General features: G+C 33.6%; 13 protein-coding genes. 5 read left to right on the forward strand and 8 right to left on the reverse strand.

Translation table 11 applies throughout. The features are described from left to right. Nucleotides 1–15: 15 nt before the first annotated feature. The 3 genes from V9L04_RS03340 to V9L04_RS03350 all read left to right on the forward strand — a co-directional run bounded on the left by V9L04_RS03340 (nt 16) and on the right by V9L04_RS03350 (nt 3,852). Nucleotides 16–525, forward strand: a complete 510-nt coding sequence (locus V9L04_RS03340; protein WP_338792655.1) for a hypothetical protein — start codon at nt 16–18, stop codon at nt 523–525. Nucleotides 526–737: 212 nt separating this feature from the next. Continuing rightward, nucleotides 738–3,353, forward strand: coding sequence for a TonB-dependent receptor (locus tag V9L04_RS03345; protein ID WP_338792657.1), 2,616 nt, complete (start codon nt 738–740; stop codon nt 3,351–3,353). A gap of 157 nt (nt 3,354–3,510) precedes the next feature. Continuing rightward, the gene (locus V9L04_RS03350; protein WP_338792659.1) at nt 3,511–3,852 is read left to right on the forward strand and encodes a hypothetical protein; all 342 of its coding nucleotides are present in this window, start codon (nt 3,511–3,513) and stop codon (nt 3,850–3,852) included. Nucleotides 3,853–3,970: 118 nt separating this feature from the next. Here the strand turns inward: V9L04_RS03350 and V9L04_RS03355 are convergent, their stop codons facing one another. Further along, a complete protein-coding gene (locus V9L04_RS03355) occupies nt 3,971–4,210 on the reverse strand; it encodes a hypothetical protein (protein ID WP_338792660.1) in 240 nt (79 codons plus the stop codon). 176 nt (nt 4,211–4,386) lie between these two features. Continuing rightward, the gene (locus V9L04_RS03360; protein ID WP_338792661.1) at nt 4,387–4,836 is read right to left on the reverse strand and encodes a hypothetical protein; all 450 of its coding nucleotides are present in this window, start codon (nt 4,834–4,836) and stop codon (nt 4,387–4,389) included. 180 nt (nt 4,837–5,016) lie between these two features. On the opposite strand from V9L04_RS03360, the gene V9L04_RS03365 reads away from it, so the two are divergent. Then, the gene (locus tag V9L04_RS03365; protein ID WP_338792662.1) at nt 5,017–7,308 is read left to right on the forward strand and encodes a tetratricopeptide repeat protein; all 2,292 of its coding nucleotides are present in this window, start codon (nt 5,017–5,019) and stop codon (nt 7,306–7,308) included. Between the two features lie 4 nt (nt 7,309–7,312). Here the strand turns inward: V9L04_RS03365 and V9L04_RS03370 are convergent, their stop codons facing one another. Continuing rightward, entirely contained in the window at nt 7,313–7,888 is a 576-nt protein-coding gene (locus tag V9L04_RS03370) for a hypothetical protein (RefSeq protein WP_338792663.1), read from the reverse strand. Nucleotides 7,889–8,051: 163 nt separating this feature from the next. On the opposite strand from V9L04_RS03370, the gene V9L04_RS03375 reads away from it, so the two are divergent. Continuing rightward, on the forward strand, nt 8,052–8,657 hold the full coding sequence (locus V9L04_RS03375; protein ID WP_338792664.1) for a hypothetical protein: 606 nt from the start codon (nt 8,052–8,054) through the stop codon (nt 8,655–8,657). A 75-nt stretch (nt 8,658–8,732) separates the two neighbouring features. Here the strand turns inward: V9L04_RS03375 and V9L04_RS03380 are convergent, their stop codons facing one another. The 5 genes from V9L04_RS03380 to V9L04_RS03400 all read right to left on the reverse strand — a co-directional run bounded on the left by V9L04_RS03380 (nt 8,733) and on the right by V9L04_RS03400 (nt 22,014). Beyond that, on the reverse strand, nt 8,733–8,951 hold the full coding sequence (locus V9L04_RS03380) for a hypothetical protein (RefSeq protein WP_338790439.1): 219 nt from the start codon (nt 8,949–8,951) through the stop codon (nt 8,733–8,735). Between the two features lie 89 nt (nt 8,952–9,040). Beyond that, nucleotides 9,041–15,994, reverse strand: a complete 6,954-nt coding sequence (locus tag V9L04_RS03385) for a choice-of-anchor D domain-containing protein (protein WP_338792665.1) — start codon at nt 15,992–15,994, stop codon at nt 9,041–9,043. Between the two features lie 378 nt (nt 15,995–16,372). Continuing rightward, complete coding sequence (locus V9L04_RS03390) at nt 16,373–16,609, reverse strand: aminotransferase class I/II-fold pyridoxal phosphate-dependent enzyme (RefSeq protein ID WP_338792666.1); 237 nt, start codon at nt 16,607–16,609, stop codon at nt 16,373–16,375. Between the two features lie 155 nt (nt 16,610–16,764). Continuing rightward, nucleotides 16,765–16,983 (reverse strand): hypothetical protein, encoded by a 219-nt coding sequence (locus tag V9L04_RS03395; RefSeq protein WP_338790439.1) that lies wholly within the window; start codon nt 16,981–16,983, stop codon nt 16,765–16,767. Between the two features lie 90 nt (nt 16,984–17,073). Further along, nucleotides 17,074–22,014 carry a LamG-like jellyroll fold domain-containing protein gene (locus V9L04_RS03400; RefSeq protein ID WP_338792667.1) on the reverse strand — a complete coding sequence of 1,647 codons (4,941 nt, stop codon included), beginning with the start codon at nt 22,012–22,014 and terminating at the stop codon, nt 17,074–17,076. Nucleotides 22,015–22,179 lie beyond the last annotated feature (165 nt).

Below are 22,179 nucleotides of genomic sequence, written 5' to 3' on the forward strand. Positions count from 1 at the left end.
CCATTGAGTAGATTTATGAAAAAACATACACCTTTTATTTTTGCTTTACTAATTTTGGTAAGCTGTAACTCTAAATCAGACAATAAACTAGAAAGTTTTGAAGTAGAAAGCAAAGAAAAACGTATCGAAATTTTATCAGAACAAATCAAAGAATACTCTAAAATTTTAGATACAGAGTATTCTCTTTTTAATACTAATGGTTTTGGAAATACAATCGTTTTCATTCCTGCTGCTTCCTATTCTGATTATAAAATGGCTTTAAAAGTAGATGCAACTAATGTTGATAAATGGCTTGTCGGAATGTATCAAGCAGAAAATGAGAATGCAGAAGATTCAGTTTGGATAAATTCTATTTTGGATAATTTAGATCGTACAAGAAAACAAAATTGGGTAGAAAACATGGAAAAAAGCAATCCCAAAAGATTCACTATATCAGCCACAAACGGACGAACTAAAGTGGCTATTGTTTATCAAAATGATACACTAAAAGATGCAATTATTTTTGAACGAATAATTCAAGAGTAGATTTAAAATCAATTAGTTATGTCTGCAATTAGTCTGATTACTTTGGTAACTCTTAATTTTTAATTAGCTTCGCTGCTTTTACAGGTTGTAATTCGTAATTGCTGCCATCTTTATTTAGAATTATTCTAAAAAATGACTTCTGTCATTTTTTTTTATGCCTTCTGTGTCTTAATTTTGCACAAAATGAGATTGTCTATAATTAGTCTAAATAAATGAACCCTTTTTTTCAAGATTCGTTGTGTTGTGTTTGTAAAGATATTTTCACTTTTTGCTGTTGTTGCTTGATTTGCAGCTTTAGTTTTGCTCAAAATGCGCAAAGTTTTGAAACTGTTGCTACGAAAACTCCTAAACTAGAAACTCAAATCCGAATAAAAGGGAATGTTTCAACATCTTCTTATTCTAGGAATGAGCCTCTCTTTGGCGCAACTATCGTAGTCCAAGAACTAAATAAATATGCTCAAAGTGATGAGAATGGAAATTTTTTAGTAGAATTTTTCACTCCTGTTTCTACTCAATCTACTTATACTTTAGTTGCTTATTTATATGGTTTCAAAACAGCTTCAAAAGAAATAGATATAAAAAATAATACTACATTAACCATAAATTTTAATTTAGAAGAATTACAAGACTCTTTAAAAACAATTGTAGTAGAAGGACAATCAGAGCTTACAAATTCCAACTTAATGGCTCGCCTAAATGCTGTCGATGGAATGGGAATTTATGAATCCAAAAAGAGTGAAGTAATCGTTTTAAGCAACACAACAGCAAATTTGGCATCCAACAATTCAAGACAAATTTATGCAAAAGTAGCAGGTCTGAATGTTTGGGAAAGTGATGGTGCAGGCATTCAGTTAGGAATTGGCGCAAGAGGACTTTCGCCAAACCGAACAGCAAATTTTAATACTCGTCAAAATGGTTATGATATTTCGGCTGATGCACTTGGCTATCCTGAAAGCTATTATACACCACCTGTTGAAGCAGTTGAGCGCATTGAACTTGTGCGTGGTGCAGCTTCTTTGCAATACGGAACGCAGTTTGGTGGAATGCTCAATTTTGTCATGAAAGATGCACCAAAAGATGATAATTTTAAAGTCAATTTACGTCAAACCATCGGTTCTTTTGGTTTTACGAGTAGTTTTGTTGATGTTGGTGGAAATTTAGGAAAACAAAATCAAAATGCAAATTCAAAAGTAAGCTATTACGGATTTTATCAATACAAACGTGGTGATGGTTGGAGAGACAATTCTGGTTTTGATGTTCATACAGGTTTTGCAAAACTGACATTTAGACCCACTTCAAAACTCAAAATTTCGGTAGAATATACGGGGATGAATTATTTAGCACAGCAAGCTGGAGGACTGACAGATGTTTTATTTGAGCAAAATCCACGTCAATCCATCCGAGATAGAAACTGGTTTGCTGTAAATTGGAATTTGGGAGCAGTAGTTCTAGATTATAAAATTTCTGATAAAACCAAAATTAATAGTCGTACTTTTGGACTTTTAGCAGGACGAAAAACAGTAGGGAATTTGGATAAAATATCTACCATTGATTTTGGAAAAAATAGAACCATGATTGATGGAGATTTTAAAAATTTTGGCAATGAAACTCGTCTTTTACATCGTTATTCGATCAATTTTTTAGGAGAGAAACTCAAAAAACAAACTCACGCTTTCATAACAGGTTTTAGGTATTATAATGGCTTCACAACGCAGCGACAAGGCGATGCTGATGCTACCAACAAACCTAACTTTACCTTCCTCAATTCTGAAAATTTAGAAAACTCTTCGTATGAGTTTCCCAATCAAAATGCTTCTTTTTTTATAGAAAATGTATTTAATCTTTCTGATAAATGGAGTATTACCCCTGGAATTAGAGCTGAATATATTAAGACACAAGCTGACGGCTTTTACAAAGAACGAGTTTTTGATTTTGCAGGAAATCTTATTTCTGAAACCAAAAATGAAGAGGGTTTAGAGCGTCCTAGAAGTTTCGTTTTAGGGGGAATTGGAATTAGTTATAAACCGATTTTTAGAGAAAAATATAGCAAAAACGAATTAGAAATCTATGCAAATTTCTCACAAAATTATCGTTCGGTTACCTTTAGTGATTTGCGTATTCAGAATCCAAATTTGGTAATTAGTCCCGATATAAAAGATGAAAGTGGTTATAATGCAGATTTGGGTTTTAGAGGAAAAATAAATACACTTTTACAATTTGATGTAAGTCTTTTTTACTTGAATTATAATGACAGAATCAGCCAAGTAGAACGCAAAGGAGTTGCTCCAACGTATAATCCATATCGTTTTAGAGGGAATATTGCTCAAGCTAGAATTTATGGAATTGAATCTCTTTTAGAATTTAATATAGGAAAAATTAGTAATAATTGGATTGAGAGTATTTTACCAAAATCCTATTTAGGACTTTATTTGAATACGGCAATTTTAAAAAGTCGTTATGTAAAATCAGAAGAAACGGCTATTTTAGACAGACAAGTTGAACTTGTTCCTCCTGTTACATTGCGTACAGGTTTGCAGTTTGGTTACCAAAAATTTAAACTTTCTTATCAATATTCTTTCACAAAAGAACATTTTACAGATGCTACCAATGTTGTCCGAAGTGCAACGGCTGTTAGTGGAATTATTCCTTCTTATTATGTAATGGATTTGTCGATGAGTTATTCTTATAAGTGGCTAAAACTAGAAGGAAGTATAAATAATTTGACTAACAATTCGTATTTTACAAGACGTGCAGACGGTTATCCTGGACCAGGAATTATTCCTGCTGATGGAAGAGCCTTTTTCTTGACTTTGGGAGCTAGTTTTTAGATGCTTTTTTGTTGGTGTCGCAATGCTAAAATACCAACAGAGGTAAAAAAAATACCGTATAATAGAATAGCACATTATTTAAAAACTAATGGAATAGAACAATCAAAATGGAAAAAATACCAAAAAAATGATTAGTGGTAATGCTAATAAAAACAGAATGAAGGAGATTATTGAAAAAATTGAATCTAATTCAATTACAGTAGATAATTCTCGTTTCATAGAAAGTCTCCTAATAGAATTTAATAAAGAGAGACGGAAAATGAATCTTAACCCTGATAATCATTCCTGTTTGATGTTAGATATTACAGAACAACGGTGGACTAATGTAAAAGAACAAGTAGCTAACCAATCAAAGTCTTACAATAAATCTATTGTCAAACATATGAAATTGGTTATTGAAGGAAAAGAGGAAAGAATAGAATTAAATAGATTTGGGGGAATACATATTATACAGTTAATTACTAAATCAATTAAAAAAATTTTTGGTTTGAATTCATAGTCTTTAGCTCCTCGGCAAAGCCAAGCAATGACTATTTTAGTTAACCGAGCAAAAACAGAATTTTTCGCTCCTCTTGTGTACAGCTTGTTTTTTCTTCTTTCATAGTTTTTAGATTTCCCTAAGAAACCACAATATCAAACTCAATTCCTTCTTTTACTAAAGGTTTAAAATAATGATTCATTCTTCCTACATGTGTGTCAATATCATATTCACCTCTAAGATTGCTTTTATTTACTCGTAATAATACTTTTTTGTCATCAGATGTATCTATTTGTATGGCTAATCCAAATAATTTTTCGAATTGTTGTGAATAGGATGTAATTGTTGAATATGCTTCTTGATTCTTGAATTGTTCCATTTCTTTTTGGGTTGATTTGTTGTAAGTTACAATTTTTCTTCTTCTTCAACATTCGTGATAAAAAAATGTTATTGTTTGCCAAAAAAAATCACAAACCAAACTAAATTGATTTGTGATTCTGAAGATTGTCAAGACACTTCAAAGTGTCAGACAATTAGAATATATTCTTATTTTTCTTAACGAAAAGAAATATTTTTCTTATTTTCGGTAGAATAATAAATAGCTACATTATTTCCTACATTAAGATTGTCATATTGACTTTTGGTAAGTTCTACACTTGTTGAAGTCAAATTATCTGTTCTTCCAATTTCTTTACCTGTGTTTTTGATTCCTTCTCCAATATCTTCCAAAACATCTTCTAAGTTTTGATTTGTTCCATTTGTATTTTTTTCTGAGCTATCTACTTCAGGAGAAGCAAAATAATATAAGACAGCAAAGTATTTCATTGTACTACCTACATTTTGTGTATATTTATTAGTGACACGAGCTTCTACAGGTACTTTATCATCAAAAACATCTGTTCCTTGAGAAACTGTTTTTTTGGCACAAGACGAGAATAAAAGAGCGAAAGAGAATAAAAAAGCAAATAAAAATGCAGTTTTTCCTAATGATTTTTGAGTGAACATAATTCTAAAAATTGAAGTTTAAAAAATAAAGTTTAAAAAAAATAGATTTTTGAAAATCTTTGAAAGTAGAACACATTTACTTGATACATTGTTTGAATAGTTAAAATTTTCACAACATTCAACAATAGACAACGTACATACTAAAACCTACTTTAATAAGATAGTTAAAAAATTTTCTCCATGAAATTATACGAAATCGTTGTTATTCTCTTATTTGTCATTGCTATTATTCTTCAATTTTTCAACATCGGCGAAGATACAATATTGATAATTTTGCTTTCAACAAATACTCTTTTGGCTCTTTCTTATTTTATTGGTGGTTACTGGTTTTTTAAAAGAAAACAAAATGATGAGGAAGAAAATGAAAATGAAAATGAAAATAAAGCTATTTCTATTTTTGCAGGTTTTGCCTTTGGTATTGCTCTTATTTGTTTTTGGACTAGAATAATAGTTACTCCGAATGAAGTTATATCTTATCTTCCTTTTGCAAATATTGTGTTTTTCGTAATTCTGTTGATTTTACTGATTGTCAAAAGAAATGATTCTATTTTCACAAAAAATAATAAGCCTATTCTAATCCGTTCTTTTATTATTCTTATCATAACGTGTTTTTTCTTTTACATTCCTATAGAATTTGAGCCTTATAATGATTTGATTCGCTCTATGAATGCAAGTAGCGAAAGAATGCAGCATAATCTGAATATGGCGAAATATCATGGAAAATCACAAAAAGAATCAGCTAACACAAATTATGAGAAAGCTGTTGAATATTCTTTGCTCTCCGAAATAGAAGGTAGAAGAGGTTTTAAACTTTCCGATAGTGATTTGTTTTTGGATAATGGAGAAGTAGATACAACTTTACTTAAAGAATTAGATTTAAGAAGAATGAATGCTATTTACTCTGAGCTTTATGCTGTTTATACTCGTTTGGGGCATTATAATTTGCAGAATGGAAAAGGAGAAGAAGCACTAAAAAATTATAAAATAGCACATCAAATTCTTTATATTTATAATCTAAATGATGGAAGATGGGAACAGCAAAATGTAGTTTCTTTTGCTAATATTGGTAAAGCATTTAGCCATCTAAATCAGTTTGAAGAGGCAAATACACAATTTAATAAATCACTTTATTTAATCGATTCAGCAGATTACAAAGACAACATAGAACCACAAAAAATTGCTACAGCTTATAGTGAAATTGCTAAGTCTTTATCAAAAAGAGGTTTGTATGAACCCTCTACTAATTACTACACATCTGCTATTGAGATTATGGTAAAAGACTCTTTAAATGAAGAATTTAGAGAGTATTTGGCTACTACTTATATGGAAATAGGAAAAAATTACACTCAACTATCCAATCCAATAAAGGCAATAGATAATTACGAGAAAGTATTTTTTTATACTGAAGATAAATCAGAAGACCCTAGTCTGCGTAGCTTTGTATATACAGGATTAGCATATCTGCAACTTCATAATTATGAAAAAGCTGAATCTATTTTTTTAGAATGTATAAAATTATATAAAAACTTGGGAGAGGAAGGTGTTACAAATATTGGAGTGATTAAAGTTTTTTTAGCACGAACTTATATTCAATTAAATAAATATCAAGAAGCTGAAAAATTATTGCAAGAAGGAATTGAAATTACAAAAGTTGAAGAAGGCAAAATGAGTTCGAATTATCTTGTCGGTTTATCCGTTTATGCAAATCTAAATTCTATTTTGAGTAATTATAAAGAAGCTGAAAAGCAATATCAAGAAGCCTTTGAAATAAGTGAAAATCAATCTCAAACTAGTATTCGAACACTTGAATTATTAATTCAAGTAGCTAATAATAAAGTGAGCCTTTCTAAGTTAGAAATAGCCAAGGATTATACAGATGAAATTACTAAAAAAATACCTGAAGCAAATGGAGAATCTCTGAATACTTCAAATAATGTAGTAGCTGATGTAGCTTATTTAAACTATTCAGTAGGAAATTATGAGGATGCAAAATTATATTATGAAATGATTATTAACATAAACAAAAGAAATAACAATACAAAGGATATATCAATGGGTGTTGCATTCAATGGCTTAGGTTTATTAGAAATCAATGATAAAAAATATATAAAAGCAGATAGTCTTTTTCATCAATCTTTAGAGATTCATAATGCTATTTTCAAAACTTCAAATCCTTCTTTAGCTACTTTGCATTTGAATATGGCAAAACTTTATATCTTGAAAAAGGAATATCAAAAAGTAAAAACTAATCTTGCTATTTGTTTAAAAATGAATCAAGATTTATTTGATAAAAGTCATACTAATTTTGCAGATATTTATTTTGCTTATGGAGATTTAGCCAAGGAGCAAAATGAAAAAGAGAAAGCAAAAGAGCATTATCAGAAAGCATTGAAAATTTATTCAGCAAAATTTGATGAAGAACATTTCAAAATAAAGTCTGTAAAGGAACAAATAAAATCAATTCAATTTTAGACTTTCAAAACAAAGCAATTCGTTTTTCGACTTCTTTTCTCACAAATTCAAATAATTTTCTTGGGTCTGTAGTTCGCCAGTTGTCTATTTCATCTAAAATCCCTCCCCAAATCAGATAGGAATCTAAATTATAAGCATTCATTTCTCTAAGTACAAACTCTCTAAAATTCAGTAGAACAATCCAGCCGTTTTCTACATCTTCAAACCATTCTTCATAATATTCATCATCTGAACCATGAAAATTAAGGACATTTTCACCTATCAAAATAAAATGAGTAATTCCTTCTCCAGTAAAGTAATCGATGACATTTCGTTTGAGATGCATAATATCGTTGTGTAGGGCATCATTCCATTCTCCCAAAAATTCTATAATGACAAACTTACGATGATAATCAGCCATCAAAACCTTTACATAAAGCGTTTCAGAGCCTATAAAATCCCAGTAAGGATGAATATAATATCCGTAAATTGTATTTGTATATTGATTAGTGTCGTACTCAGCTTCATAAAAAGGAGAACGCTCATCAGCATTCGAATCGTAACTAAACTCCCAACCAAAAAAAGGTTCTATATCATGCATAAAATTGTGTTTGAGTAGGCTTCTGATAGGATTTTGACTATAAAAACGTAAAATAGTCGTTTCTTGTTTAGATAAAATTAGATTTTAGACTAGATTTGAATTGTTTTTTCAGCTAAAAACTCAAGTTTGCACTACTTTATTTCTCACTTTAAAGGTAACCTACATGGAATTTCGTTTTGTTTATTTTATATTCTTGATTTTTCTATTTTCAAATTGTCAGAATAAAGAAAAAGATACTTTTTACACCACCCTCAAAGACGGACAAAAAATAGGCATTCGTTTGGTTGAACTTAATACTAAAAAAGAAAGCAAAAAACACAAACATAACTTTGTAATTCAAACTTTTTTGAAAGAAAATAATGAAATTATTTTAGATGAATGGAAATTACCTTATCCAGTTTACAACTTCAAAGTTGCTGATGCAGATAATGACGGACAAGATGATATTTGGGTAGGCGTAATTAAAGAAACTCGTTTTGATAAAAATCTAAAAAAACGACTTTTTTTATTCAAAATTATTGAGGGGAAAATACGTCCCTTATGGCTAGGTTCTCGTATGAGCAAACCTTTAGTAGATTTTGCGCCTGCTTATTTGATTGATTCTTTAGATAAAAATAACAAAAAATGTATTATCAGAACTATTGAAAAAGAAAAAAACGGAAAATTCTTAGTAGCTAATTATCAATGGCGAAAATTTGGAATAGAATTTATCAATTATGAAATCAGAGAAACAGATAGTTTGGCAGCAAAACTCTTTCTAAAAAAATAGTGAAAATAAAAAACCCTTATTTCTTGCTTTCAGAAGCAGAAAATAAGAGTTTAAAAAGTTTTGAAAAGAGGATTTTTACTTCATTTCATTTTCTTCCTCTTGATTGTCTTTATTTCTAAAATCATAGACTTTTTTAGCTCCATAAGCTGCGCCTGCTGCCAAAAGTAGTGAAAGACCTCCATCTATAGGTGCGCCTAATGCATTAGGTGGATCAATAGGAAAACCTCCACCTTGAGCAAACAAATAGTCTACAATAAAAAATCCAATAAGGAGTAATACAATTTTTTTAAACATAATGAATACAATTTAAATGATGATGTTTTAGGTAAGATAAATAGCCGTAATAATACAATTAATACGGCTATTAATATCAATAATAGTGCTTATTCTTTAACAATACGTACAGTAGTTGTTTTTTCAGAATCCGAAACTTGAAGTAAATACAAGCCAGAAGCCTGTTTTTCTAAATCAATTGTGCCTTCTAAAAATGCTCCTTCTTTAGATTGCTCGGCTTCAAAGATGATTCTGCCTGTGGCATCAAATAAACGAATGGTGTAATTTCCTTCTTTATTTGTTCTCAAGCTATATGAAAAACGATTTGGAGTTGGATTTGGATACACCATCAACTTTTCATTCTCAAAGAAATCTTGACTTGCTTCTGTTTTGAATAAAAGCACAAAACGTTTTACTTCATTTCCTTTTGTTGCTTCAAACTTATAATCGCCTTCTGCTTTTAAGTTATGTAACGAATCCGTCAATGAATCATACAAATAAAGTTCGTGTTTTGAATGGAAATATTTCATACTGCGAAGCGTAATTTCATACTCTCCATCTGTCAGAATATTCATGGCTAAAGGTAAACTTTGGTCGGAATCAAAACGTCCTAATCCATTGATAGCAAAATATTCCGTTTCTGCTGTTTCTGTATTTTCATTGTATGAATAAAGCGTAGGGCTTGCACTATTCATTTTGTGAAGTTTGGCTGCATCATATTTGCCATCAAAATTAGGAGTTGCCCCTGATTCAAAATAAATTGTGGTTTCATCTAAAGAAGTCCCTTTCTTGAGAGCAACTCTAATCAATCCTTCTTTTACGTTTTGGGTTTCTGTGGTTTTGTAAAAACGTGTGTCTGTTCCCAAACGAACACCATTATTCATATTGACAGTTCCTCCACCTAGAGTTCTGACAAAGAAACCTTGCATAGAAGCAATTTCTTTTTTACCTCCATTGTTCGAAACCCCATTGACATATTCTGCAAAAATTCCTTGATATTGATTGACTGGAATATCAATATAAACAGCATCTTCAACTCCTGTAGAAGCTAGCAAAACTAACTCCCAATCAATTGGAGAGGGATACGGATTTCCAACCAAATTATAACCTTCTTGGCTAAATCCTCCTCCACTATTTGTAACAGAAATAGATTGACTTCCATTATTCAATGTTCCATTCAAATCTACGGTTACACCTGTTGAAATATTGGCTTGATAACCTCTAGTTACAGTCAAATTAGCTGTGGTAGGAACTTTGTAATTGGAAATAAATGGATTGAAATAAGCACTTGATGTTGCACCTGCATTACTTTCTTCATACTGGAAGAAAGTAGGGAAAGGACGAACAAAGGCAGGCTCTGGAGCTGTATTGTAAGCTGTCGTCAGAACTAGACTCATATCATCGCCAAACTGGGAAACAGTTGCATCAGAAAAAGGAGAACTAAATAAATGATATCCTCTTCCATCTGTGCCTCCTAAATCTGAAACAGCAGGTAAGTAGCGTTCCATAATGACAGTTCCTACAACTGTATTTGTAGGAGAATCATTGATTACTAAAGCCGTTTGAGTTGCAGAAGAAAGCAAGGCAAAATCAGTTGTTGAACCTGTAACTTCCATTTCGCCAGTAGATTCTAAATGTAAAACCTCTACAATACTCATATCGCCTGTAATAGTCAGTTTATTTCCATTTTCTACAAGAATCTGATTGATGTTTACATTTTTATAATCTGTAAAATCAGAAGTAAAAGTGAGGTTTTTATCTACGATTACATTTTCAGGATAATTTCTATTTCCTGTCGGTTTTATGGTATCATTTGCTATCGCTGCATCAACTGCTTGTTGGATAGTAGGGTAAAAAATACCTGTACGTACCAAAAGCACATCACCTCCAGAAGTATTACTTCCTTCTACTGCAAAATCATAAGCAGCTTCATCACAATCATTGTTATTTATTGTAATGGTTGCTGTTCTTGTTCCTGTTCCAGAAGGCGTAAAAGTAACATCAAAAGTAGCACTTCCACCTGCTGCAACGGTTGCTGGAATGCTACTTACTACAAAATCAGTTGCATTTGTTCCACTTGAAACAATAGAAGTAATAGTCAAAGTCTCTGTTCCAGTATTTTCAATCGTATAAGTAATGGTTCTTGATGTGGCTGTGTTTCCAAAATCTGTATCATCAGAAACATTGGGGGTTACATCGCCATCTACAATAGAAACTGCATTTCCTTGCACATCGATTTCTCTTGTGCTGTTTACAGTAACTGTTTGTGTTGCTGTTTGAGTATTTCCATTACCATCATCTGCTGTCCAAGTTACGGTTGTGTTTCCAATAGGGAAAGTAGCAGGAGCATCATTTGTGAAGGTAGGTGTTCCACAATTATCACTTCCTGTTGGTGTGCCTAAAGCAACTCCAGAAGCTGTACAAAGTCCTGTATCTGTGTTTACAGTCACATTTATTGGTGCTGTAACCGTTGGATTTGTAACATCATCAAGAATTACATTTTGGTCTGCTGTCGATGTATTTCCATTACCATCATCAAATGTCCAAGTTACAACCGTTGTTCCTTGGGCAGTAATTGGAAATACTGTTCCTGTTGTTCCTGTTACTGTTCCTGCACAATTATCTGTTGTTGTTGGTGCAGTTGGGGTTACACTACATTCAGCAGTAACATCTGCTAATGTCGGCACTACTGGTGCTGTAACATCATCAAGAATTACATTTTGGTCTGCTGTCGATGTATTTCCATTCCCATCATCAAATGTCCAAGTTACAACTGTTGTTCCTTGGGCTGTAATTGGAAATACTGTTCCTGTTGTTCCTGTTACTGTTCCTGCACAATTATCTGTTGTTGTTGGTGCAGTTGGAGTAGACGAACATTCAGCAGTAACATCTGCTAATGTCGGCACTACTGGTGCTGTAACATCATCAAGAATTACATTTTGATCAGCAGTTACTGAATTGCCATTACCATCGTTAAATGTCCAAGTTACAACCGTTGTTCCTTGTGCCGTGATTGGAAATACTGTTCCTGTTGTTCCTGTAATTGTTCCAACACAGTTATCTGTAGTTGTGGGTGCAGTTGGAGTAGACGAACATTCAGCAGTAACATCTACTAATGTCGGCACTACTGGTGCTGTAACATCATCAAGAATTACATTTTGATCAGCTGTGACACTATTGCCATTACCATCGTTAAATGTCCAAGTTACAACCGTTGTTCCTTGGGTTGTAATTGGAAATACTGTTCCTGTTGTTCCTGTAACTGTTCCTGCACAATTATCTGTTGTTGTTGGTGCAGTTGGGGTTACACTACATTCAGCAGTAACATCTGCTAAAGTTGGAACTACAGGAGGTACATTATCTGCTGTTCCATTTCCATTGATAGCAAATGTATAAGGATTTTCATCTGCATCATCATTAGTTATTGTAACTAAAGCTACTCTATTTCCTATTGCAGAAGGATTGAAAGTAACTGTAAAAGTTTGTGTTCCTGTTGTAGCTGCTACTGTCGCAGGGAAAGCAGGCAGACCACTTAAAGTAAAATCAGCAGCATTTGCACCTGTAACTGTGATATTACTTACTGTTAGTGCTGCTCCTCCTGTATTTTGAATAGTATATGTCTTAGCAAGACTATTCGTTCCACATTCAGCTACATCTCCAAAATTAGTATCATTGGTTAGACTTGTAGTTCCTGTTCCACTTACGATATTATTGCCATTACCTTGAACATTGATTTCGGGTATTGCACTAGGAACGAAAGTAATAAGGAAGTTATCAACTGCGCCACCAGCAAAATTTATAGTAATGTCCGATTTGAATACTATTCTAAAAGCAACATCAAGAGTTCCTGCTAAACTAGAAACATCAAGCGATTTAGTAAAATAGTTTGCATTTGTAGCTGACATAAATGGAGTTCCTTGAGGACCAAATACTGTTGGGTCGGGACCAACTGCAATTACTGAATTATACCAAGCTGCTGTTGTTGTCGCAGTTCCTAGTTTTGTCCAAGATGTGCCTCTATCAGTAGAATATTCTACAATCATTCCATCATAACCTGTTTCATAAACATGTTTCGTTTGAAAAGATAAATTATATGTACCTGCTGCTGAGAAGTTGAAATTAGGTGCATAGAGGTTAGAGTGAGAATTATCTAAATAATTTCCTGTAAGACCTGTAACCCATGCATTTGCACCACTTGCTGTTCCATTCTTTCCTGCTGTAGCAGAGTTTCCACGTTCCCACATAGTTGCTCCTCCTATATTATCGGCTGCAAAGTCTAGTGGGTTAACATCAAAGTTTCCTCCATCAGTAATAGCATAAGGTACAGGTCGATCTGGTAAAACAGTTATAGTTTTGGTTACTGTCAAGACACCACCTCCACCATTGATAGCAAGTGTAATCGTTTTTATACCTGGTGTAGTATAAGAAACTGTGTGAGGTCCAACAGTAGCTGCTGTAGCTGTACTTGCACCTGTACCAAAATTCCAGTCCCAAGAAGTAGCACCTGCAGAAGCATCCGTAAATATTACATTTTTATTCATGTAAACAATATCTTGACTTACAGCAAAATCAGCAGCAGCAGGAGAAAATACATTTGTTGTAAATACTCCTCTACCATGTGTTGCTACTGCAACTAGATTATCAGAACTGCGAATTTGGAGCATATCACAACGTGTATTGGCTAGTCCTGTACTTGATACCTCCCAAAAATCAGCAGCAGCTCCAGCAGTAATATCATCTGTACTCCAAATACCTGTTTCTGTTGCAATTAGTACCTCATTCGTATTATTAGGATTAAACATTGCCCAACGTACTGGCATATCAGGTAAACCATGAGCGGTATCTTTGCTTGTCCAAGAAGTTCCTCCATTGGCTGTGTACCAAACACTTTGAACACCATAATTAGAGTAAGTAACAACCATTTGATTCTCACTTGTACCAAACTCAATAGAAGAAACTGAACCTTGTGCTTGCATAGTAGCATTTGACAATACTGTTCCTGCTTTATTTGCCCCTGCAGTGTTGGCATTAGCAACTCGTACTACTTCGCCTGCATCTGTACCTACATAAAGTGTGGTAGAAGCTGCTGTAAAAGGAGAAGCTTTTAAGTGTGTAACATTTCCAGTCATACCACCTGTTACATTAAAGTTAGAACGAGTTCCACCAGGTACAGTCCATCTTGCAACATCACGATTTCCTTGTGATGAAGAGTAGAGTAAATCTAAAGCATCGTGGTAATCTGCTGGGTTGATAAAATCACCTGTGCCTTGATCTTGAGTACCTAAATTTGAAAAACTAGTACCTCCATTAGTAGATTTGTAGAAAGAGTTAAATACATACGAACTAATCTGAATATTTGGATTATCTTGGTCAATAAAACAAAATGCACCATCTCCTCCAGTTGGCTGTGTACTTCCACCTACTCCTGCCGAGGTAAGTTTACGTGTTCCGTTATCTTGTGCTCCTGCTAATAAATAATTAGAACCATTGTTTGGGTTCATTGCAACAGCATAAAACTGAGTAACATTATATCCTGTATTTCTATCAGCAAAATTAGGAGTAGCTGCACGTATATTTGCACTATAAGAGATCCCTCCATCACTACCTACAAGCATTTCATCAGAGCTACCAGGTTTATAGGCAAAAGCATGAATATCTGCATGAACGTAAGGACCACAGGCACCCGTCCAATAGGAGATAGAAGTCCAAGAAGTCCCTCCATTTGTCGTACGATGAACATCAATACCACCAACTACCACATGGTCAGAGTTAGTTGGATTTACTTGTAATATCAAATCGTACCAAGCTTGTCCACGAGTAAAGTGTGTACCGTCAGTAAGACAACCACCTTGATTACGGTATAGTGGAATAGTTACATCTGTCCAAGAAGTTCCAGCATTGATAGATTTTTTGAAGAATGCTATATTATTAGTGCTTGCATCATGTGCAACAGCATATAAAATATTACTATTTGATGGAGCAGAGGAAATTTCTATTCTTCTTGTGTTAGCAGAAATGCCAGCAGGTGTTACTTCTGTCCAAGCAACTCCATCGCTTGCACTTGTAGATTTATAGATAGAACCTACAACAGCTCCAAATAAAGAAGTAGTTCCATAAATAGTACCGTCAGAAGCTACTTCCAAATCAGCAGCACGAGTAGAAGTTTCTGGTAATGTCACTTTTGTCCAATTAGCTCCTTCATCAGTAGAGCGAAAAATACCTCCACTGTTTGCATCAGTAGAGTTAAATCCATCAGTACGACATGCTGCAAGTAATGTTCCTGCAGAAGTTACTACAATTTTTTGTACATATTGAAAGTCATCAGTTACTGTAGGTGAAGTATTGGCTAGTCTTGCCCAAGTAGTTCCTCCATCACTAGTTTTCCAAATACCTGCACCACGTTGCATTCCACCACCAAAAAACCCTTCTCCAGTAGAAACATACATGTTTTGTGTATTTGTTGGGTCATAAGCAATAGAAGAAATAGCTATATTTTCCCAAAAATTATCAACAGCTACCCAAGTTGGACTAGCTACTGTAATATCATTGGTATACCAAAGTCCACCACCAACACCACCAGCCCAAACTTTTCTGCCAGTACCATCATTTGGGTCATACATAAGGGCACGAGTACGTCCACCTACATCATTAGGTCCACGTTCTACCCAATTTACTCCAGCAATAGCCCTTTGATTTTGACTAAGAGCATTTAGACGTAAATCTGTAAGTTCATTTGCCTTTATAGGAGCATTTTCAGGAATATCTCCTGTATTTGGATCAGCTGTACGTAGAAAATTTAGAAGAGCTGCTAAATCAGGACGATCTTTTTTAGGGAGCTTTTTTAATTCTTGTTTTGTCCAGCCTCTATATTTTTCATATAAGGCTTTGTAATAGGCATATTTTTCTTTGCCTTTTAGTTGTGAAGGATCTTTAATTTCTAAGTTTTCAGAAATAAGCTCCTTGTCTTTAGGAGTGTTCTCCCAAACTAAGTAACCAGTAGTGCTGATTAGAAGCAGTAAAACAAACCCAAATATATAATTGGAATAAGTGGAGAGTTTTTTCATTGATTTTATATTATATGGTAGTAGTGAAAGGAATAAGTAGAAATGAAGTTTTACTAAAAAAGCCATACTTAAAATAAGATGACATACTATCAGCACGTAAATTAACTATTTTTTTTATAAAAAAAGCTATTTTATATTGGAAAATTAGCAAATATCAGGCTATTATTTTAACATTTAATATAAAAACGACTTTTTTTAATTTTTAGTTTACACGTTGTTGTTTTCTCTCTAAAAAACAAAAGCAACCCTATTTACTAAGGTTGCTTTTATTTTTTAAGTATTACATTAAAATCTTCTACTTCATCTAAAAGAGATTTGATTAGTTTTCCTCTTTTTTTGTAAGCAGTTTTCATTCTTTTCTACTTCTTTTCGACCTCATCAGCATTTATCAATGATAGAAAGCATTACATTTTCAATCGTTTGTTTTGCACCTGTCAAAACTACAATTTGGTCAGTAGAATACTCTAACTGATTTCCTCTTTTTAGCTTATCAGCAATTGCTTGGCAAAGTAGTGCAATGCCAGAAACAGGCATGTAGTAAAAATGTCCGTCATCAATTAGCTTTTTTGGCAGCCAACTTGTCGTTGGTGGATACACCAACAACGGCAAGAACATTTCTGTCTTCTTATTTCAAAATATATTTCATAAAAAGGAGGCTGTCTTGTTTAGACAGCCTTTTTTATGTTACATTAAAAATTACTTATTCTTTCACAATACGTACAGTAGTTATTTTAAACAAGAATATAGAGAATATCTGAAATATCTATAGTTTACTTCATTTCATTTTCCTCCTCTTGATTGTCTTTATTTCTAAAATCATAGACTTTTTTAGCTCCATAAGCTGCGCCTGCTGCCAAAAGTAGTGAAAGACCTCCATCTATAGGTGCGCCTAATGCGTTAGGCGGATCAATAGGAAAACCTCCACCTTGAGCAAACAAATAGTCTACAATAAAAAATCCGATAAGGAGTAATACAATTTTTTTGAACATAATAAATAGTATTTTAATAGATGATGTTTTAGGTAAGATAAATAGCCGTAATAATACAATTAATACGGCTATTAATATCAATAATATTGCTTATTCTTTAACAATACGTACAGTAGTTGTTATTTCAGAATCCGAAACTTGAAGTAAATACAAACCAGAAGCCTGTTTTTCTAAATCAATTGTGCCTTCTAAGAATGCTCCTTCTTTTATTTTGCTCTCCTCAAAGATGATTCTGCCTGTGGCATCAAACAAACGAATGGTGTAATTTCCTTCTTTATTTGTTCTCAAGCTATATGAAAAACGATTTGGGGTGGGATTTGGATACACCATTAGCTTTTCATTCTCAAAGAAATCTTGACTTGCTTCTGTTTTGAATAAAAGCACAAAACGTTTTACTTCATTTCCTTTTGTTGCTTCAAACTTATAATCGCCTTCTGCTTTTAAGTTATGTAACGAATCCGTCAATGAATCATACAAATAAAGCTCGTGTTTTGAATGGAAATATTTCATACTGCGAAGCGTAATTTCATACTCTCCATCTGTCAGAATATTCATCGCTAAAGGTAAACTTTGGTCGGAATCAAAACGTCCTAATCCATTGATAGCAAAATATTCCGTTTCTGCTGTTTCTGTATTTTCATTGTATGAATAAAGCGTAGGGCTTGCACTATTCATTTTGTGAAGTTTGGCTGCATCATATTTGCCATCAAAGTTAGGAGTTGCCCCTGATTCAAAATAAATTGTGGTTTCATCCAAAGAATTTCCTTTCTTGAGAGCAATTCTAATCAATCCTTCTTTCAGATTTTCAGTTTCTGTCGTCTTATAGAAACGAGTATCCGTACTCAAACGAACCCCATTATTCATATTGACAGTTCCTCCACCTAGAGTTCTGACAAAGAAACCTTGCATAGAAGCAATTTCTTTTTTACCTCCATTGTTCGAAACGCCATTGACATATTCTGCAAAAATCCCTTGATACTGATTAACTGGAATATCAATATAAACAGCATCTTCAACTCCTGTAGAAGCTAGCAAAACTAACTCCCAATCAATAGGAGATGGATATGGATTTCCAACCAAATTATAACCTTCTTGGCTAAATCCTCCTCCACTATTTGTAACAGAAATAGATTGACTTCCATTATTCAATGTTCCATTCAAATCTACCGTTACACCTGTTGAAATATTGGCTTGATAACCTCTAGTTACAGTCAAATTAGCTGTGGTAGGAACTTTGTAATTAGAAATAAATGGATTGAAATAAGCACTTGATGTTGCACCTGCATTACTTTCTTCATACTGGAAGAAAGTAGGGAAAGGACGAACAAAGGCAGGTTCGGGAGCTGTATTGTAAGCTGTCGTCAGAACTAGACTCATATCATCGCCAAACTGGGAAACAGTTGCATCAGAAAAAGGAGAACTAAATAAATGATACCCTCTTCCATCTGTGCCTCCTAAATCTGAAACAGCAGGTAAGTAGCGTTCCATAATGACAGTTCCTACAACTGTATTTGTAGGAGAATCATTGATTACTAAAGCCGTTTGAGTTGCAGAAGAAAGCAAGGCAAAATCAGTTGTTGAACCTGTAACTTCCATTTCGCCAGTAGATTCTAAATGTAAAACCTCTACAATACTCATATCACCTGTAATAGTCAGTTTATTTCCATTTTCTACAAGAATCTGATTGATGTTTACATTTTTATAATCTGTAAAATCAGAGGTAAAAGTGAGGTTTTTATCTACGATTACATTTTCAGGATAATTTCTATTTCCTGTGGGCTTAATAGTATTTCCTGTTACAGCTACATCTACAGCTTCTTGAATGGTAGGATAGAAAATACCTGTTTCAACAAGTAGAACATCGCCAGAGGAAGCTTTGTTTCCTTGTACAGCGAAATCAAAATCTTCTAAATCACAATCGCTACTTTTTATGGTAATAGTGGCGTTACGAATTCCAACTGCTGAAGGTGTGAAAACAACGTTAAAGGTAATACTACTTCCTCCATCTATCATCTTCTTTGTACAAGTAAAGTCAGTTATCACAAAATCACTAGCATTTGCGCCTGTCACTTCAATAGAATTTATAAATAATTTAGCTCCACCAGTATTTCGGACAGTAAAAGTATGTGTATCACTTGTAACTACTGAGCCAAAATCTGTATCATCACTTACGTCTGGAGTCGCATCTCCATCATTTATAAAAGTAGCATTACCTAGAAGAGCAATTTCAGCTGGAGTTACTGGTGTTGTTCCTGTGATTCCATTTGCAGAAGCAAGCCAATTAGAGGCAGCTCCTGTTAGTGAAAAATTGTTTAACGTGCCATCGTTATTAGCAGCAGTAACATCATTCAAAGAAGTAATAGTAGTATTATTTCCACTTGCTATACCTTGGTTGAAATTATAATATGTTATCAGACCAGCTTCATTACCAATAAGTTCATTAGACATATTGCTCTGAATTTGTTCACAAGTACGAACAGTATTCCAAATACGTAGTTCATCTAAAAGCCCCTTCGTATATCTACTATTGGCTATTGGTTTTCCAATATGTTGAGTTGTAGGTGTGTGATTCTGAAAAGTTTTAGCAGACATATCTTCCTCAGCAACCAAAGCTCCATTCAAATAAAGACGAGCAAACCCATTTCTATCATAAGTAGCAGCATAATGATACCATGTATTAGCACAAAGATTAACAACTGGTTGCAGAACAATAGAACTACTTCCATTATTTCCATTTTGATAGAAGAAACGTAGCTCATTATTCTCAGTACCTGTGTTTACCTCTAAAAAGTTTCCAATATCACCATATCCATCATGGTTAGCAACTCCATTAGTAAAATAAAAAGGAATTTGAGCTGAATTTAAATTATCTGTGTAGAACCAGTATTCTATTGTACCTGTATTAGCATCCGCCGTAACAGGTGTATTAATATAATCATTTAGTCCATCAAAGTCTAGTGTGTTAGCTGTAGCTGCTGGTATACAACTAGCAGGAGCAGTAAAAGCATTTGTTTCTGTAAATGTACAACCTGCATTAGCTGAAAAACTAGCTACTGCATCTACTGAATTCCCATCAGCTATCAAACCTGTAAGTATTACTGTTTGAGGACTTGAAGTAATAGCAAAACTTTGTCCGTTTACTACTAAATTTCCACTTGCTGGAGGGTTTGAGTACGTAACTGTAACTTCTTGTGTATAAGTGTTTGTTGTTGAAACACAACCCGTTTGAGTTCCTGCACTTATAGCTGTAATAGAACAAATAGGTGTACACGAAGTGGGAGCAGTAAAAGCATTTGTTTCTGTAAATGTACAACCTGCATCAGCTGAAAAACTAGCTACTACATCTACTGAATTACCATCAGATATCAAGCCTGTAAGTGTTACTGTTTGAGGACTTGAAGTAATAGCAAAACTTTGTCCGTTTACTATTAAATTTCCACTTGCTGGAGGGTTCGAATACGTAACTGTAACTTCTTGTGTATAGTTGTTTGTTGCAAGAACACAAGCTGTTTGTATTCCTGTATTAATTGTTGTGATAGAACAAGCTGATGCTGTACTTTGAATAGTAACTGAGTAATCTTCTCCTTGTCCATATTGTCCTGCTAAACAAGAGTTTATTGTTCCTGTTCCACCTGAAAAATCAGCTACTACTCTAAGGCGTAAAGAAATTCCTATAGTTGCAGTCAAAGGAATAGTTACACTAGCTATATGGTCACCACTTCCTGAATTAGATATTAGTACTTCTTCTCCTACATCTGTAAAGTCTCCATTATTATTATAATCTATATAAGCTCTGATACGATGAGAATTTGTAAAAACTCCGTTTACAATAAGTGTATAAGTATCTCCAGCATTTACAGTTGTACTTTGAGAGCAAGTTCTATCTACATAAGCTCCTTCTGCTTCTGAACCTCCTGAAGCTACATCAAGAGTATTAAATCTAACTCTTCCAACTCCTAAAGCAGAAAAACTTTCTGGTGCAGTTGTAACACAAACTGGAGTTGTAGGCAATGTTCCACTAGGAGCAGTTCCACCCAAAGAAGAAATAAGTCCTCCTCGTTGTGTTTCTAAAGCAGTACGCATACGAGTTACTTGGTTTGGAGTAAATCTACTTGTGCCACTACAGTACGACATATAATTATCAAGAGTAGCAGCATCAACCCCCCCACAGTTTGTCCCAGCACAAGCCCCTAACATATAACCATGAGGATCAGTATCACAAATTAAATCTCCTTGTATTGTACAATCTGTATTCAATGGACAATCTGCTGCATTTGCGCTATCATTTCCTGTTTCAGCCTTATGGAAAGTATGTTGAAGCGCAAAGGCATGACCAAATTCGTGTGTCATAGTTGTGCTTGTTCCGTTTGTTTGTGTAGCAAGGATAACAGTTCCATCAATGTTAGCAGGTGCACCTGGAAAATAAGCATATCCTGCTACAAAAGAACCACTTGTTCCGTCATTTCCATTAATTTTATTTACTATCCAAATATTATAATAATCTGTATTAGACCAAATGCTCAATGCTTTTACATCTGCATCAGCTGCACCACCTGTACCAACTCCATTTGCTGTATAATTAGGTAGTCCAGAACCATTTACTCTATTAATACCAGTGGTTGTATTACAATTAGGATCTCTTTGAGCAAGAACAAAATTTATTTCTACATCTGCACCAAAGGTTGTATTTCTAAAGTCTGTGTTGATTTTTCCTAACATAGCATTGATATTTGCTACACTTGGATTATAAATTGTGCCTTCTGCTCCTCCAGTATGAATGACATGAACTACAACAGGAATATTATAGACTACAGCTTCTGTTCTTTCTGTGGAAGCATTTGACATTTTTTTAGCTATATGTCTTTGCAAGTCAGCTTGCATTTTTTCGTAGGTAGCCTTATAATTTTCATCAGAGGCTAACATTTCTTGATGTTTGGTATTTGTGGCGCAAGGTTCAACTTGAGCAAAGGCATTTTGATTTATCAAAAATAAAAATGATAAAACAATACCAAGTATGTAGTTTTTGTACATAAGGTAAATAAAATTTAAGTATTAAGTAAATTTAAAGTAAATTGATTCAATTTGTGAATTAGGGGTACTCGTTTGAGTTTATAAATGAAAAAGCATTTTTTATCAATGACTAAAATATGTTTATGAATGGTTATACTTTATAATTAGTAAAACTCATATTTAAGT

It is taken from the genome of Bernardetia sp. MNP-M8, assembly GCF_037126285.1.
Classification (GTDB): Bacteria; Bacteroidota; Bacteroidia; order Cytophagales; family Bernardetiaceae; genus Bernardetia.